Below are 14,186 nucleotides of genomic sequence, written 5' to 3'. Positions count from 1 at the left end.
GCTCCCTGAGGCGCGAGGCGGTACGGCGGATACGATTGAGCACGGTGTTCAGCCCCTATCGCTGATGACCCGGTCCCCCGACATCGCCCGTCGCGGGGACCGTTTGCGTACGACCGCCCAGAGGGTGCGGTCATTCGAACTGGTGGCGAGGAGGCCGAAGCGGTCGGCCGTGGCCACCGCTTCCAGGACCTCCCGCCATGACTGTGCGGAGAGTGGTCCCGGCACCTCCGCCTCGATGGCCGTGCAGTCGTCGCGCTCCTCCACGCGCGTGGCGAGCCCGACGGCCGATAACCGGGCTGCGATGGCCTCCGCGCGCACCTTGGAAGCAGGCACAGGGCAGCCCTCCGGTTAGCGGCGATCACTTTGAGTGAAGCTAGTTAACTAGATTAGAGCTAGTGGACTAGATTTTCCATATGCCTGAGCAACCGCCCTATCTCCGCATCGCCGACGAGCTCCGGCGGCGGATCGCGGAGCACGAGTGGGAGCCGGGGGATCGACTGCCCTCCCGCGCCCAGATCGGCCAGGAGTACGGCGTCGGCGACAACGTGGTGCGCCGGGCACAGGAGTTGCTGATCTCCCAAGGGGTGCTGGAAGGCCGCGCCGGTTCCGGCACCTACGTCGCCGAGCCCCGGCAGCGCGTACGGGTGGTCCGGTCGCCGGCGCGCGAGCAGCCCAGCGGCTCCCCGTTCCGCGCGGACATGAAGGCCGTGGGCAGGCAAGGCGATTGGGAGAGCCGGACCGAGGCCAAGGTTCCGGCACCGGCGGAGGTCGCGGCGCGTCTCGGTATCGCCGAAGGCGAGCTGTGCGTGCGGACCGCGTACGAGTTCCTCGCCGACGGCAGGCCGGTGCAGCTGTCGACGAGCTGGGAGCCGTACGACCTCACCGCCGGCACGCTCGTCGTCCTCCCCGAGGGAGGGCCGCACGCCGGGGCAGGGGTCGTGAACCGCATGGCGGAGATCGGTATCACCGTCAGCCACGCCGTGGAGCAGCCGGAGCCCCGGCAGGCGACCGCCGAGGAGGCCTCACTCCTGGGCATCCAGAAGGGCGCGCTCGTCACGCACATCCGGCGGACGTACTACAGCGACCAGGGCCGCCCCGTGGAGACCGCGGACATCGTCGTGCCCGCCGCGCTCTGCGAGATCGTCTACGAGATTCCGATCAGTCGCTAGCCGCGCACCACAAGCGCACCAGACCGAGCAGGGAATCGCGGTGAAGGCCGACGAGGTGGCACCTAATGACCTGCGAAAGACGGTGATGCATGATCAGCTTGGGATGTGGAGACCATCATCGCCAGCGGCATAGCCGTCCTGGGGACGCTGCTTGGTTCGGGAATCACCCTGGCGTTCCAGCAGCGCACCACCGACAGGAGCCACCAGTTCACCCGCCGCGAGAAGCTCCGGCAGGAGCGACTCGATGCCTACTCTGCCTACGCCGGCGCGTTGGTCAACTACCGCCGCTGCCTGGTTCACCTCTGGTTCTGCGAGCACGAGCAGCCACCACCGGAGAACCCTGACACGGTGCGGATCCGCGCCTACGACCTACGCTCCAACGCCCAAGAGGCGCTGTTCCGAGTGCAGATGCTCACCGATGACGAGACGCTGAGTCGGGCCGCGGAGGACGTGCTCGCAGACGTTACGGCGCTGTCCAAGACAGGCAGCAGAGCCGAACTCGACGATGCCAGGGTACGGACCCGTGACGACATCAGCCGACTCGTCAGCGCAGCCAAGCAACACCTCTGAGAAGTTCGCAGACGTGCCAGTTCGTAAAGCTCCACATCAGCCTTGACGCCCCACAAGCGCACCAGATCGAGCGGGGAACAGCGGGAACTCACGGTGAAAGCCGCCGAGGCCGACGAGGCGACACCCGGACCGTCCGCCCAGGTCAACGCCCGAGCCAGCTCGAAATGATCGCAGCTTCCCAAGCTGATGGCTACCACCAGCTTCTCAGCGGCCTGCTTCCCTTCGCCGCTTTCCGGATCGATCATGAGGTCATGGTGTCAAGCATCGTCGTTCAGTACACCGATCTCCTGCGGACCAGCGACTACGACCTGTGGATCCGGTTGCGGGAGCTTCTGAAGGCTCAGGGACTTGATCCGGACCGAACGATCGTCGTCGACCTCTTGCAGGAGGGACCCGACCACGAGGACGGCCAGGTGATTTCCGAGGAAGGCAGGGTCTACAGGTTCACTCTCCACTATGACCAAGCAGCAGACCACGGCGCGCGCAGCGCCCGCCTCGGTCGCTGGACCGACATAACCGATTCCTGGCAGCGCGGATCGCTGGCTACCCGGACAGCCGACGCTTTCGCCTGGATGTCATCACCCGAAAGCCTCACCTGAGTTGCTTCGAACCGAACAGGCCGCCGTGCCACAACCGTGCCAGATGCAGGAGTCAGCAGCGGTCAACAAGGGTGACTGGCGAGTGTGTCCGTGCCCGTCAGCTCGGTCCACGAAGCGGCAGGACACCGACCCATTGCCCCAGCCTCTCTCCCCAAGCGGGTGTCGCAGGTTCGAATCCTGCCGGGGGCACAGTGGAAGGGCACCTACGGACTCGTAGGTGCCCTTCGGAGTTCATGCCGGCGGTTCGTCTGTCGAGGGCTCAGGCGGCGTGCGGGGTGAAGGTGACATGCGAGTCGCCTTCGTCGATGGTCAGGTTCAGCGTGCCTTCCAGGGCTTTGGCCAAACGCCGCAGCAGCGGGAGAGTCGGCACGGTGTCGCCGCCCTCCATCCGCGAGATCTGGGGCTGCGTCATCCCTGCCCGCTCGGCCAGCTCCGTCTGGGACAGGCCGAGCTCGATCCGACGGTCGTAGACCGCCTGCCCGAGATCGCCGGCCAGCCGCGCGTCGACGTACTCCTGGTCGTACTCCACCGCCTCACCCGCAAGCTGCCGGGCCCGGCGCGTCCTCCACGTGCTGTGATTCATCAGCTCTCCTTGCGCCGCTCGTACGTGTGCCGGGCATGACCGTGCTCGGCCTCGCAGACCTTCTGGGCCTGATGCGCACGATCGACTTCCGCCGCCTCACGCATCCTCGTCTTACGGAAGACCGTCAGCAGCACGATCCGTTGTCCTGGCGCGAGCCAGTACGGGATGCGTACGGCTTCGCCGTCCAGCTCGAAGCGGAGCTCACGCAGCTTGCCACCCAGGTGTCGCGAGTACGGCTCGCCGAGGGTCGTCGGCTCGTCCAGCAGTCGGTCCGTCTTGTCCTCGACCCGCCGGTAGAGACGGAACGGAAGCAGCTCCAGCCAATCTCGCACTTCGGGTTCGATCTCGATCTCCCACCGCTCCGTCATGCAATCAACGGTATATACCTCCAAATGCATAACGCAAGCTGCCACGGACCTCGGCACTGCACTGCTCCAGACCACGCTGCCACCTCAGCCCGCCCAAGAAGGTCGCTGTCTCCGGCCGCCCCAGAACGGATGCAGAGGAGGAAACCCGCTTGGGCCGAGGCGGTCGGCTCCATCGCCGAACGCCGTCGAAGTACTCCATCCTGGCGCTGTGCCTGTGTCCGCTGAAGTACACGACCTCTGTCGGATGACCTTCGCCGAGAACGAGGTGCACCTTGCGCTCCACGTGCTCAATACGTACGAGGGTGAGCAGTCGGACCGGGTGCACAAGGCCGTGATCAGGCTGAGCAACGGCGACCTGCACCTCTTGGCGTGCTGGGCCGGCGGGGCGACCCAGCAGGAAGTTGAAACGCTCCTCTGGTTCGCCGGAGCCACGGAGCCGGGTGCCACAGGGAAACAGATCTTTGGTGCTCAGTGGATGAACAGCTTCTACGACAGGAACCGCCTCGCGTCACTGGGTGACGTTTCCTGACATCAGTAATCGGCCGTGCCGGACGCGTGCCAGGTGGAGCGGGGAGCCACGGGGAACACCGGGAAGCCGATCAGCGCGGCGATGGATCACTGATGTGTTCTACCGCAGGTCAGATGCCCAACAGGCCCTGGATCACCTGAGCTTCCCAAGCTGAGAGCGCGAGTTCGATTCTCGTCACCCGCTCCATGTGAGACCCCCAGGTCAGTGACCCGGGGGTTCTTTGTTGTCCAGACCGGTGAGCGGGTGCCGCACCACAACCGCACCATTACTGATCTTGTAGGCGATGGCGAGAACGGCGGTGACCCCGAGGACCGAGCCCACGGTCATGACCGTACGCGGACCACGACGGTCGAGGATGCGGCCGACGGGTATACCGGCGCAGGCGCCGACACGATCAGGGCGGCGGAGAAGGCGCCGGTGGTGGCGGTCGTCGACCAGCCGGTGTCGGCGGTGGTCCTCGGGTTCAGGACGGGGGATGCGTAGTGGACGATTCCCCAGCCGGTGATCTGGGTGACGCACAGGGCGGGCAGGGCGGCGCGAGGCCGTGACCGGTCCCCTGTTCCGGTCACGGCCTCGCCGGTGTGAAGGCTGGCCGTCGACGGGTCAGCAGCATCCGGCAGCGTCGGCCGGTTCCTCGGCGTCGGCGTCGGCGGGGCCGGCGCTCTGCTTGGTCAGGGTGTCGGCGTCGGCCTTGACCACGTAGACCTCCCAGGGCTCCTGGCCGGGGCCGTGGACCCAGACCTTGTCCTGCAGGGCGTAGCAGCAGGCCGTGTCGTTCTCCTCGGCCGTCGCCAAGCCCGCCTCGCTCAGCCGGGTGGTGGCCGCGTGGACGGCTTCCGTGCTGTCGACCTCGACCCCGAGGTGATCCATACGTGTCGCCGCGTCCGGCTCGCCTTCGATCAGAACGAGTTCGAGCGGGGTTCGGCGATGGCGAAGTTGGCGTAGCCGTCGCGGAGCTTGGCGGGCTCGACTCCGAAGAGCTTCGTGCGGAAGGCGATGGAAGCGGAGAGATCCGGGACCCGTAGGGCGAGTTGTACGCGGGACATGGTGAACCTCCTGGAACGGGGGTGGGGTTTCAGCAGCCGCCGGAGGCGGCCGGGGCGCCGACGCCGATCTGCAGCGTGGCAGGGGCGGCGCAGCAGCCGCCGCCCTCGTCGCTCTGCGCGGCGTCGGGCTCGTCGAACAGGCCGGCGCCGCCGCACACGCCGGTCTCCGGCAGGGTCAGCTCCACGCGCTCGGCCGCCTCGTGGTCTCCGGCCAGGGCAGCGGTGACGGAGCGGACCTGCTCGTAGCCGGTCATGGCGAGGAAGGTGGGGGCGCGGCCGTAGGACTTCATGCCGACCAGGTGGACGTCCTGCTCCGGGTGGGACAGTTCCTTCACGCCGTGCGGGTAGACGGTGCCGCAGGAGTGGACGTTCGGGTCGATCAGCGGGGCGAGCGCGGTCGGGGCCTGGAGGCGCTCGTCGAGGCCGAGGCGGAGCTCGGAGAGGAAGGAGAGGTCGGGGCGGAACCCGGTCAGGACGATGACCTCGTCGACCGCGTCCAGGCGGCGGCCGTCCTCGGCGACGAGGACCAGCCTGTCGCCGTCCCGTTCGACCGCCTCCGTGCGGAATCCGGTGACGGCGTCGGCGTGTCCCTTCTCCACCGCCGCCTTGGCGCGCAGGCCGAGGGCGCCGCGGGCCGGGAGCTGGTCGGCCTCGCCGCCGCCGTACGTGGCGTCGCCGATGCCCCGGCGCAGGATCCAGACCGCGTGCGTGTCCGCCTCTTCCCCGGCCAGGTCGGCGAGCAGGGCGAGGGCGGTGAAGGCGGAGGCGCCGGAGCCGACGACCGCCGTGCGCTTGCCGGCGTAGCGGGCCCGTACGGCCGGGTCCTTCAGGTCGGGGACGCGGTAGGTGATGTGGTCGGTCGTCCTCTTCTCACCGAGGGCGGGAATTCCGTTCGCACCCATCGGGCCGGGGGTGGACCAGGTGCCGGAGGCGTCGATGACGGCGCGGGCGGTGATCCGCTCCTCGGCGCCGTCCGCCGTCTCGATGTGTACGGTGAAGGGCTGCTCCTCGCGGCCGGAGTCGACGATCCGGTCGCGGCCGGCGCGGGCCACGCCGGTGACCGTCGCTCCGTAGCGGACCTTGTCGCCGAGGACGTCGGCGAGCGGCTGGAGGTACTGCTCGGCCCAGTCGCCGCCGGTCGGGTACGTGGTCCCGTCGGGGCGGACCCAGCCGGTGGGGGCGAGCAGCTTCTCGGCGGCGGGGTCGGTGACCTCGGCCCAGGGTGAGAACAGGCGGACGTGCGCCCAGTCCCGTACGGCTGTCGCGGCCGACGAGCCGGCCTCCAGCACCAGCGGCTCGATGCCGCGCTCCACGAGGTGTGCGGCGGCGGCCAGGCCGACCGGGCCGGCTCCGACGACCACGACGGGCAGGTTCTGCTTCTCCATGGCGGTGCTTCCTTCGGTCAGTTGCTCGGATGGGCGGAGACGGAGCGGTGGACGGCTCAGCGGAGGGGGGCGTGCGGTGCCGACGCGAGCTGTGCACTGCGGCGCCGGGCCCGGGCCCGGCAGGCGCTGTCGCACACCTGGGCGCAGCTGTCGCAGAAGTGGACGCCGGCCAGGTACCGGGCGGTGGAGCGGGTGAAGACGCCACGGATCCAGGCGGCGGCCATTTTTCGGCTCCTTGCTTCGATATTCGTCGATGGATTGCGCCGCCAGCATGACACCTGTTTCGATGAGCGTCAAGATAGACATTCATCGAAATCGGGAGGGCGCGAGCCATGAAGTACGTAGACGTCGCGGTGATCGGGGGTGGCCAGTCCGGCCTGGCCACCGCACACGCACTGCGCAGGCAAGGGCTGGAGCCAGTGATCCTGGAGGCGTCGGAACAGGCCTCCGGGTCGTGGCCGCGGTACTACGACAGCCTCACCCTGTTCTCCCCGGCCGGCCACAGCTCACTGCCCGGCCTGCCGTTCGGTGGCGATCCGGACCGTTACCCGCACCGGGACGAGGTCGTCGCCTACCTGCTGCGTTACGCCGACCGCCTGGACGCCGACATCCACACCGGAGCGCGCGTGCGGGAGGTGGGCACCGCGGACGGGATCTTCACCCTCGCCCTGGAGGACGGCGGTCGCCTCTCCGCCCGGGGTGTCGTGGCGGCTTCCGGTACCTTCGGTCGCCCTTGTCGCCCCGTTCCTCCAGGGCTGGAGAACTCCGCGGGGACCGTGCTGCACGCCGCCGAATACCGAGCGCCCCAGCCCTTCGCGGGGCAGCGGGTGGTGGTCGTCGGGGCCGGGAACTCCGCCGTGCAGATCGCCGCCGAACTGGCCGCGCATGCCCGCGTCACCCTCGCGGCGCGGCATCCGGCCCGCTTCGCCCGGCAGCGCGTACTGGGCCGGGATCTGCACTGGTGGCTGAAGGGGACAGGGGTCGACGTGCTGCCCGTGGGCCGGTTCCTGCGCACGCCACCGACACAGTCGGTGATCGACGACGGCCGCTACCGCGCCGCCGTCGCGGCCGGCGCCCCCGACGTGCGCCCCGTGTTCAGCGAGATCGAGGGCATGAAGGTGACGTGGGCCGACGGTGGCACCGAGGAGGTCGACACCGTAGTCCTCGCCACCGGCTACCGCCCGGACCTCGACTACCTGCGACCGGTCGGCGCCCTCGACCCCGACGGCCGTCCGCGGCACCGGGAGGGCGTATCGACCACCCACGCCGGCCTCGCCCACGTCGGACCGGAGTGGCAGCGCAGCCTCTCCTCGAACTCCCTCCGGGGAGTCGGCAGGGACGCCGCTCGCGTCGCCGGCCGGCTCGCCGCCCGCCTTCGCACCCACTGACCCCGGGCACCTTGGTTCGACATGTGTCAACATAGACGCATGTCGAACGTCAAGGCACTGCCGCTCCTGGAACCCGAGGCCCCCGACGCCGCGGTACCGTGCTGCCCGCCGTTGAGCGAGCGCCCCTTCACCGCCGAGGAGGCCGAGCGGACGGCGCGCATGTTCAAGGCGCTCGGGGACCCGGTACGGCTGCGTCTCTTCTCGGCCGTCGCCTCGCACGAGGGCGGCGAGGCGTGCGTGTGCGACATCTCCGACGTCGGCGTCTCCCAGCCGACCGTCTCCCACCACCTGAAGAAGCTCAAGGAGGCCGGCCTGCTGACCTCCGAGCGGCGCGGCACCTGGGTCTACTACCGGGTCGAGCCCTCGGTGCTGGCAGCGATGGGGCAACTGCTGGCCGTCCGGTGACCCCGCTCGACCACGCCCGTCATCGCCGCGTCGGTGTGCCGGGTCATGCCGCCTGCGCCGCAGCGCACGTGGTACACCGCACGGTGCGGGCCGTCACCCCGGCGGACCGCCCGAGGAGCGGCCCCCGGCGCACGGCCCGGTGCGCCACGAGCGTGTGGTCGTGGCAGACGCCGACGGCCATGCCGGTCGTTCCCCTCACGCGGCAGTCGAGGCGGTACATCAGTAGTCCCTCCCGGGGGTGGTGACGGCGGACAGGGCGAACTTCTTGCGCCAGGCCAGGGACACGTGGACCAGACCGATCAGGACAGGAACCTCGATGAGCGGTCCCACGACGCCGGAGAGGGCCTGGCCGGAGGTCACGCCGAAGGTGGCGACGGCGACGGCGATGGCCAGCTCGAAGTTGTTGCCGGCGGCGGTGAGGGCGAGGGTGGCCGTGCGGTCGTAGGCGAGGCCGATCGCCTTGCCCAGCAGGAAGGTCCCGGCCCACATCACGGCGAAGTACGCCAGCAGCGGCAGCGCGATACGCACGACGTCGAGGGGCTGCGAGGTGATGGTCTTCCCCTGGAGGGCGAAGAGGATCACGATCGTGAAGAGCAGGCCGTACAGCGCCCAGGGGCCGATCTTCGGCAGGAACTTCCGCTCGTAGCTCTCGCGACCCATCTTCTTCTCGCCGATACGGCGGGTGAGGAATCCGGCGAGGAGCGGGACGCCGAGGAACACCACGACGTTGAGCGCGATCTTCCACACGGACACGTCCAGGCCCTGTCCGTCACCGAGGCCGAGCCACCGGGGCAGCAGGTCGAGGTAGAACCAGCCGAGCAGGCCGAACGCGACGACCTGGAAGAGGGAGTTGAGGGCGACCAGGACGGCGGCGGCCTCGCGGTCGCCGCAGGCGAGGTCGTTCCAGATGATGACCATGGCGATGCAGCGGGCAAGTCCCACGATGATCAGGCCGGTGCGGTACTCGGGCAGGTCCGGCAGGAAGATCCAGGCCAGCGCGAACATCACGGCCGGGCCGACCAGCCAGTTGACGACCAGCGAGGAGACCATCAGCTTCTTGTCGCCGGTGACGGCGTCGAGCCTGTCGTAGCGCACCTTGGCAAGGACCGGATACATCATGATCAGCAGGCCCAGGGCGATCGGCAGGGAGATGCCGCCGACCTCCAGGTGCGCGAGGGCGTCGTTCATACCCGGGACGGCTCGCCCCAGCCCGAGCCCGACGGCCATGGCGACGAGGATCCAGACGGCGAGGAAGCGGTCGAGCGTCGACAGCTTCGCGACGACGGAGGACTCCTCGGCGGTCGTCGCGGGTGCTTCGGTGCGCGTCACGGACAGACCCTCCTGTTCTCGGCGGCGCTACGGGCGGACTCGGCCAGGTCGGCGAACTGGCCGGCGAGCGAGGCGATGACGTCCGGGCGGAGCCTGTAGTACGTGTAGCGGCCACACGGCTCCGTCTCGACGACCCCGGCCTCGCGCAGCACTCTCAGGTGGTTGGAGAGGTTGGTCTGCCGGGCACCGGTCTCCTCCACGAGGTGGGTGGTGCACAGCGTCTCCTGGGCGAGCAGGGTCACGATCCGCAGCCTGAGCGGGTCCGCCAGAACCCGGATCAGGTCAGTGTCGACCGACGTCATCATGTACTGATACTTTCACATCAGTGGCGACTGACATCACCGGATGCTGATGTCATTGGCGCCTGATGCCGACGTGAGACAAGAGAGACCTCCTGATGTCCGACAAGCCCTCCGTGCTGTTCGTCTGTGTCCACAACGCCGGCCGCTCGCAGATGGCCGCCGCGTGGCTGACCCACCTGGCCGGGGACCGCGTGGAGGTCCGTTCCGCCGGCTCGAACCCGGGCGAGAACGTCAACCCGGCCGCCGTCGAGGCGATGCGCGAGGTCGGCATCGACATCTCCGCCGAGGTGCCCAAGACGCTGACCGTGGACGCGGTCAAGGAGTCCGACGTCTGCATCACCATGGGCTGCGGCGACACCTGCCCGGTCCTCCCCGGCAAGCGGTACCTGGACTGGCGGCTGGAGGACCCGGCCGGCCAGGGCGTCGAGGCCGTCCGCCCGATCCGCGACGAGATCAAGGTGCTGGTCGAGGGCCTGATCAAGGAGATCGCGCCGGAGCCGCGGTCATGAGCACGGCCACGGACGCCCGCGAGGTCATCGTCGTCGGGTCGGGCCCCGCGGGCTGCACCGCCGCGCTCTGCACCGCTCGTGCCCAGCTCCGACCGCTCGTCTTCGGCTGAGCCGTCTTCGTCGGCGGTGCGCTCACCACGACGACCGAGGCCGAGAACTTCCCCGGCTTCCCCGAGGGCGTCGACGGCCCGGACCTGATCGCGAACATGCGCACCCAGGACGAGAGGTTCGGGGCCGAGACGATCGACGACGACATCGTCGCGGTCGACCTGACAGGCGACATCAAGACCGTCACCGGCACCTCCGGGTCCGTCCACCGCGCGAGGACGGTGATCGTCGCCACGGGCTCCGGCTACCGCAAGCCCGGCCTGCCCACGGAGGACGCCCTGTCCGGGCGGGGTGTGTCCTGGTGCGCGACCTGCGACGGGTTCTTTTTCCGTGTCGGAGAACCCGTGAATCCGACGCGCCCGGCCTCGGCCATGGCACCGCATCGTGCTCGCCGCCTCTTGCACCGAACCACTTCTCGTGGAGGTCGAAGTCCGTAGGGGTGATCCCACATTCTGCGATCTCCCGAGCCGAGGCGAGGGCCCGGCAGCCATGCGCGACCGCAACTGCCGTGCTCAGCCGCTCCGCGCCTCCCCGGGCCCGCACACCGATCGGAATCCCACAGCCGGTGTCGGACGGAAGCCGAATCCGACGTGGTGCTGAGACGTGCGGGTCGCGCCTGTCCCCCGGTCGCGTCGAACGCCGACGCTCGAAGGCCGAGTGGCCGCGCCGGGAACAGCCGGTGCGTCCGGCGCGGTTGCACCGACCGAGGGGCCGGCGCCGGACGGCGGGAGCACTGAGGCCGCGAGGTCGTCCGCCCCCACCAGGATCCGGGCTCCGGGACCGCGGCACGCCCGCCGCGTACTCGAGCCAGGACTTATATCTGCAGAAGGACTGTTTCATGACTGACCGGCCCTTGACGCTCATGGCAGTACACGCCCACCCCGACGACGAGGCCACCGGAACCGGAGGCGTCCTCGCGCGGTACGCGGCGGAAGGCATCCGCACGGTTCTCGTGACGTGTACCGACGGCGGTTGCGGTGACGGGCCGGGGGGTGTCAAGCCGGGCGAGCCCGGGCACGATCCGGCGGCGGTCGTCTCGATGCGTCGTCAGGAACTCGAAGCGAGCTGCGACGTCCTGAAGGTCAGCGATCTGGAGATGCTGGACTACGCCGACTCCGGGATGGCGGGCTGGCCGGGCAACGACGCCCCCGGATCCTTCTGGCAGACCCCGGTGGAGGAAGGCGCGGCCCGACTCGCGGAACTCATGGAGCACTACCGGCCTGATGTGGTCGTCACCTACGACGAGAACGGCTTCTACGGCCACCCCGACCACATCCAGGCCCACCGCATCACGATGGCGGCGCTGGAGACGACCGCGCTGACACCGAAGGTGTACTGGACCACGATGCCCCGCTCGGGGATGCAGCGGTTCGGCGAGATCATGCGCGAGTTCCATCCGGACATGCCGGAGCCGGATCCCGCCGAGGCCGCCGCGATGGCCGGGATCGGCCTCCCCGACGATGAGATCACCACGTGGGTGGACACCACCGCGTTCAGCGGTCAGAAGTTCGACGCGTTGGCCGCGCATGCCAGTCAGGGCGAGAACATCTTCTTCCTCAAGATGGGAAAGGAGAGGTTCGGCGAGCTGATGGGCGTGGAGACCTTCGTACGTGTCCAGGACGCCACCGGCGCGGCCCTGCCCGAGAACGATCTCTTCGCCGGACTGCGCTGATCCGCCCGTAGGACCGGCCGGGGAAGCACATCGGCCGCACGGCACGGCCCCGCGGGATGCGGGACCGTGCCGACACGGCCGGGGCGGGTCACTTGGTGAAGGTGAAGTACTTCCAGGCGCCGTGCGTCGTGGAGTTGACGGTGTCGCCGGAGGAGCCGTTGACGTACGACGAGCGCATGCGGGCGCGGATGCCGGACTCGCCCGGTGCCTCCAGGCGCACGGCCGACTTGCCGTTGGTGCCGAGGGCGAAGTACTCGGAAGTGGTGTCGTACCACTTGCCCTGGTAGTGGACCTGGAGCTGGAAGCGCTGCTTGCGGCCCTTGTGGTAGTTCATGGTGGTGGTGAACACCGGATCGGTGTTCTTGCGGAAGTAGTGGTACGTCGTGGAGCCGATCCTGCCCGTCTTGTAGTGCCTGGAGACGGCGGTGGAGACCTTCACCTGGGCGTACCCCGTGGACTTCACGGTCTTCGAGGCGTAGCGGGCGTCGCCGGTGAAGACCGCGGAGACGGTGGTGTCGCGGGTCATGGTGACGGTCGTCGACAGGTCGCCCTTGGAGTTGACCTTGCCCGTCTTCAGCAGCTTCTTCGGCTTGTCGGAGCCGAAGGGGTCCGCGTAGATCGAGACGGTGCGGTTCTTGTACGTCGTGCCGAGGTGCGCGGTGAAGGTGACCTTCTTGCCGTACGAGTACAGCTTGCCGTTGTTGTTCAGGCTCAGCGCGGTCCCCTTGCGGGAGACGTCCACCGCGTCCGAGCCGGAGGCCGGGGCGTGCGTGGCGTCGCCCGCGTAGGAGACCTTGTAGGTGACCTTGCCGCCGGCGGGCGGTGTGTCCGTGAAGGAGAAGCTGCCGTCCGCCTTCGTCCTGACGGCGGCCAGCGCCTTGCCCTTCGGCGACTCGACGTCCGTACGGGTCACCTTCAGGCCGGTGCCGGAGGGGAGCGGCGTCCTGGAGGTCAGCTTGCCGGTGACGGTGAGCTTCTTGGCCCGTTCCGACTTGGCGGGGGCCGACACCTTGAGGGCGGGCAGCTCCTTGGTGGGATCGGTCAGGGCACGCAGGGTGTGGGTGCCGTAGGTGTTCACGGAGACGGCGAAGACCCGGCTCGAGTCCGGCGCCCAGGCGAGCGCTCCGGTCACAAGGAGGTCCGCTCCGCTGCTGTTGCCGGTGTTGGGGAAGTCGTACTCCCGCACCGGCACCGGGTCACCGGGGCGGTGGATGTGGACGTCGGGGTCGTAGGAGGAGTCGCTGCCGCCCGCGACGCTGCCGTCGGGCGCGACCCGTACGGCGTTCGGGTAGGCGTCGACGGGGTAGCCCGGCTGCTCGGTGAGGTCGGCGGTCGAGTAGGAGCCGAGGCCGTAGCCGTACCCCGGGTCGCCCCACGAGGTGAGGACCTGCTTGCCGTCGGGCGTCAGGTCCAGCTGCTTCACGGCGGTGTCCATGGAACCCTTGACCCGCAGTGCGGCCCCGTCGGCCGAGACGTCGTAGACGGCGAGGTCGCCGCCGTTGCCGGCCACCAGGACGCCCGGGACGGCCGGGTCGGACGCCAGGAACATCCCGAAGGCGCCGTAGAAGTCGACGTCGCCCCGCTGGGCGAGGCGGACGACGGGTTCGGGGCCGGAGGTGTCCAGCGAACCGAAGTCCGTGCCGTGGGCGAACCAGATCCGGCCGTCCACCACCTCCAGGTCGCCGGGAGCCACGCCCACCGGGTAGCTCGCGGTCCGGGTGTACGTGCTCGTCTCCACCGAGACGATCCGGTTGCCGTTCTTCACGGCCGCGTACACCTGCCCGGAGTCGGCGGACAGTGCCAGGCCGGTCACGCCGGAAAGGCCGGTCAGTGTCGCCTTCACGGTGCCGCTGTAGTCGGTGACGACGATCGTGCCGCCGGTCGGATCGGAGACGTAGACCCGCTGGTGGACGCCGTCGACGACCATGTCGCCGACCGACTTCACCGGAAGGACCTTCGCCGAGTCGGCCGATGCCGGACTCGCCACGCCCCCCACCAGGGCGGCGGAACTGAGGACGACCGCGAGTGCCGTCGCGGTCGCGATGCTGCGCCTGCGCACAGTGATGTGAACCCCCACAGAAGAAGCCCGGTGTGCACCGGACGAAAACGAACGGCCGCGTGTTCCCCCTCACCCGAAGACGGGTGTTCGAACGCCGCCGGAGACGCAGCGTATGGCATGCGGGTGACAACTGAGGAACGTATTAAGGCGACTTGACGGGACGGG

General features: G+C 69.2%; 15 protein-coding genes and 4 pseudogenes. 9 read left to right on the top strand and 10 right to left on the bottom strand.

Translation table 11 applies throughout. The features are described from left to right. Positions 1–55: 55 nt before the first annotated feature. Positions 56–333, bottom strand: a pseudogene (locus ACFV5H_RS03590) (hypothetical protein). Positions 334–413: 80 nt separating this feature from the next. On the opposite strand from ACFV5H_RS03590, the gene ACFV5H_RS03585 reads away from it, so the two are divergent. The 3 genes from ACFV5H_RS03585 (at position 414) to ACFV5H_RS03575 (ending at position 2,338) form a co-directional block, all read left to right on the top strand. After that, positions 414–1,169, top strand: a complete 756-nt coding sequence (locus ACFV5H_RS03585) for a GntR family transcriptional regulator (RefSeq protein WP_385192571.1) — start codon at positions 414–416, stop codon at positions 1,167–1,169. A gap of 105 nt (positions 1,170–1,274) precedes the next feature. Beyond that, the gene (locus tag ACFV5H_RS03580) at positions 1,275–1,739 is read left to right on the top strand and encodes a hypothetical protein (RefSeq protein ID WP_385192568.1); all 465 of its coding nucleotides are present in this window, start codon (positions 1,275–1,277) and stop codon (positions 1,737–1,739) included. Positions 1,740–1,903: 164 nt separating this feature from the next. Next, positions 1,904–2,338, top strand: a complete 435-nt coding sequence (locus tag ACFV5H_RS03575) for a hypothetical protein (protein ID WP_385051374.1) — start codon at positions 1,904–1,906, stop codon at positions 2,336–2,338. 259 nt (positions 2,339–2,597) lie between these two features. Here ACFV5H_RS03575 and ACFV5H_RS03570 read toward each other — a convergent pair whose 3' ends face one another. After that, positions 2,598–2,921, bottom strand: a complete 324-nt coding sequence (locus ACFV5H_RS03570; protein WP_344562878.1) for a helix-turn-helix transcriptional regulator — start codon at positions 2,919–2,921, stop codon at positions 2,598–2,600. Continuing rightward, entirely contained in the window at positions 2,921–3,289 is a 369-nt protein-coding gene (locus tag ACFV5H_RS03565; protein WP_385192565.1) for a type II toxin-antitoxin system RelE/ParE family toxin, read from the bottom strand. The genes ACFV5H_RS03570 and ACFV5H_RS03565 overlap by 1 nt, the downstream gene beginning before the upstream one ends. Before the next feature lie 244 nt (positions 3,290–3,533). Between ACFV5H_RS03565 and ACFV5H_RS03560 the strand changes: the two genes are divergently transcribed. Next, the gene (locus ACFV5H_RS03560; RefSeq protein ID WP_385192563.1) at positions 3,534–3,818 is read left to right on the top strand and encodes a hypothetical protein; all 285 of its coding nucleotides are present in this window, start codon (positions 3,534–3,536) and stop codon (positions 3,816–3,818) included. A gap of 279 nt (positions 3,819–4,097) precedes the next feature. Here the strand turns inward: ACFV5H_RS03560 and ACFV5H_RS03555 are convergent. The 4 genes and pseudogenes from ACFV5H_RS03555 to ACFV5H_RS03540 form a co-directional block, all read right to left on the bottom strand. Continuing rightward, positions 4,098–4,438 (bottom strand): annotated as a pseudogene (locus tag ACFV5H_RS03555) (MFS transporter); the annotation flags it as partial. Continuing rightward, positions 4,422–4,864: pseudogene (locus tag ACFV5H_RS03550) on the bottom strand (ArsI/CadI family heavy metal resistance metalloenzyme). The pseudogenes ACFV5H_RS03555 and ACFV5H_RS03550, both read right to left, overlap by 17 nt. 29 nt (positions 4,865–4,893) lie before the next feature. Further along, on the bottom strand, positions 4,894–6,249 hold the full coding sequence (locus tag ACFV5H_RS03545) for an NAD(P)-binding domain-containing protein (RefSeq protein ID WP_385192561.1): 1,356 nt from the start codon (positions 6,247–6,249) through the stop codon (positions 4,894–4,896). A gap of 56 nt (positions 6,250–6,305) precedes the next feature. Next, entirely contained in the window at positions 6,306–6,473 is a 168-nt protein-coding gene (locus ACFV5H_RS03540; RefSeq protein WP_385051361.1) for a hypothetical protein, read from the bottom strand. 108 nt (positions 6,474–6,581) lie between these two features. Here ACFV5H_RS03540 and ACFV5H_RS03535 point away from each other — a divergent pair, with 108 nt between their 5' ends. Together ACFV5H_RS03535 and ACFV5H_RS03530 are read left to right on the top strand one after the other, a co-directional pair. Beyond that, positions 6,582–7,637, top strand: coding sequence for a flavin-containing monooxygenase (locus tag ACFV5H_RS03535; protein WP_385192558.1), 1,056 nt, complete (start codon positions 6,582–6,584; stop codon positions 7,635–7,637). 39 nt (positions 7,638–7,676) lie between these two features. After that, positions 7,677–8,042: an ArsR/SmtB family transcription factor gene (locus tag ACFV5H_RS03530; protein ID WP_385051357.1), complete on the top strand. Its 366-nt coding sequence runs from the start codon at positions 7,677–7,679 to the stop codon at positions 8,040–8,042. Positions 8,043–8,261: 219 nt separating this feature from the next. Here ACFV5H_RS03530 and arsB read toward each other — a convergent pair whose 3' ends face one another. Then, positions 8,262–9,371: an ACR3 family arsenite efflux transporter gene (arsB, locus tag ACFV5H_RS03525; protein WP_385192556.1), complete on the bottom strand. Its 1,110-nt coding sequence runs from the start codon at positions 9,369–9,371 to the stop codon at positions 8,262–8,264. Continuing rightward, positions 9,368–9,676, bottom strand: a complete 309-nt coding sequence (locus tag ACFV5H_RS03520; RefSeq protein ID WP_385051353.1) for an ArsR/SmtB family transcription factor — start codon at positions 9,674–9,676, stop codon at positions 9,368–9,370. Before ACFV5H_RS03520 ends, arsB begins: the two co-directional genes overlap by 4 nt. 92 nt (positions 9,677–9,768) lie before the next feature. On the opposite strand from ACFV5H_RS03520, the gene ACFV5H_RS03515 reads away from it, so the two are divergent. The 3 genes and pseudogenes from ACFV5H_RS03515 (at position 9,769) to ACFV5H_RS03505 (ending at position 11,962) form a co-directional block, all read left to right on the top strand. Then, positions 9,769–10,182, top strand: a complete 414-nt coding sequence (locus ACFV5H_RS03515) for an arsenate reductase ArsC (RefSeq protein ID WP_385051351.1) — start codon at positions 9,769–9,771, stop codon at positions 10,180–10,182. Continuing rightward, positions 10,179–10,622: pseudogene (locus tag ACFV5H_RS03510) on the top strand (NAD(P)/FAD-dependent oxidoreductase); the annotation flags it as partial. The gene ACFV5H_RS03515 and the pseudogene ACFV5H_RS03510, both read left to right, overlap by 4 nt. A gap of 506 nt (positions 10,623–11,128) precedes the next feature. Further along, positions 11,129–11,962 (top strand): PIG-L family deacetylase, encoded by an 834-nt coding sequence (locus tag ACFV5H_RS03505; protein WP_385051349.1) that lies wholly within the window; start codon positions 11,129–11,131, stop codon positions 11,960–11,962. 88 nt (positions 11,963–12,050) lie between these two features. On the opposite strand, the gene ACFV5H_RS03500 is transcribed toward ACFV5H_RS03505, so the two are convergent. After that, positions 12,051–14,021, bottom strand: a complete 1,971-nt coding sequence (locus ACFV5H_RS03500) for a YncE family protein (RefSeq protein ID WP_385192553.1) — start codon at positions 14,019–14,021, stop codon at positions 12,051–12,053. Positions 14,022–14,186: the final 165 nt, after the last annotated feature.

The sequence above is a fragment of the Streptomyces sp. NPDC059787 genome, from assembly GCF_042732315.1.
GTDB lineage: Bacteria > Actinomycetota > Actinomycetes > Streptomycetales > Streptomycetaceae > Streptomyces > Streptomyces atrovirens.
The sequence above is the reverse complement of the archived record's forward strand: the minus strand, read 5'-3'. Positions and strand labels throughout refer to the sequence as shown.

What these genes read in the sequence shown, in the direction of transcription:
- ACFV5H_RS03585 (WP_385192571.1), top strand. Translation starts at nt 414, where the DNA reads ATGCCTGAGCAACCGCCCTATCTCCGCATCGCCGACGAGCTCCGGCGG.
- ACFV5H_RS03520 (WP_385051353.1), bottom strand. Translation starts at nt 9,676, where the DNA reads ATGATGACGTCGGTCGACACTGACCTGATCCGGGTTCTGGCGGACCCG.
- ACFV5H_RS03575 (WP_385051374.1), top strand. Translation starts at nt 1,904, where the DNA reads ATGATCGCAGCTTCCCAAGCTGATGGCTACCACCAGCTTCTCAGCGGC.
- ACFV5H_RS03570 (WP_344562878.1), bottom strand. Translation starts at nt 2,921, where the DNA reads ATGAATCACAGCACGTGGAGGACGCGCCGGGCCCGGCAGCTTGCGGGT.
- ACFV5H_RS03565 (WP_385192565.1), bottom strand. Translation starts at nt 3,289, where the DNA reads ATGACGGAGCGGTGGGAGATCGAGATCGAACCCGAAGTGCGAGATTGG.
- ACFV5H_RS03560 (WP_385192563.1), top strand. Translation starts at nt 3,534, where the DNA reads ATGACCTTCGCCGAGAACGAGGTGCACCTTGCGCTCCACGTGCTCAAT.
- ACFV5H_RS03515 (WP_385051351.1), top strand. Translation starts at nt 9,769, where the DNA reads ATGTCCGACAAGCCCTCCGTGCTGTTCGTCTGTGTCCACAACGCCGGC.
- ACFV5H_RS03540 (WP_385051361.1), bottom strand. Translation starts at nt 6,473, where the DNA reads ATGGCCGCCGCCTGGATCCGTGGCGTCTTCACCCGCTCCACCGCCCGG.
- ACFV5H_RS03545 (WP_385192561.1), bottom strand. Translation starts at nt 6,249, where the DNA reads ATGGAGAAGCAGAACCTGCCCGTCGTGGTCGTCGGAGCCGGCCCGGTC.
- ACFV5H_RS03505 (WP_385051349.1), top strand. Translation starts at nt 11,129, where the DNA reads ATGACTGACCGGCCCTTGACGCTCATGGCAGTACACGCCCACCCCGAC.
- ACFV5H_RS03535 (WP_385192558.1), top strand. Translation starts at nt 6,582, where the DNA reads ATGAAGTACGTAGACGTCGCGGTGATCGGGGGTGGCCAGTCCGGCCTG.
- ACFV5H_RS03530 (WP_385051357.1), top strand. Translation starts at nt 7,677, where the DNA reads ATGTCGAACGTCAAGGCACTGCCGCTCCTGGAACCCGAGGCCCCCGAC.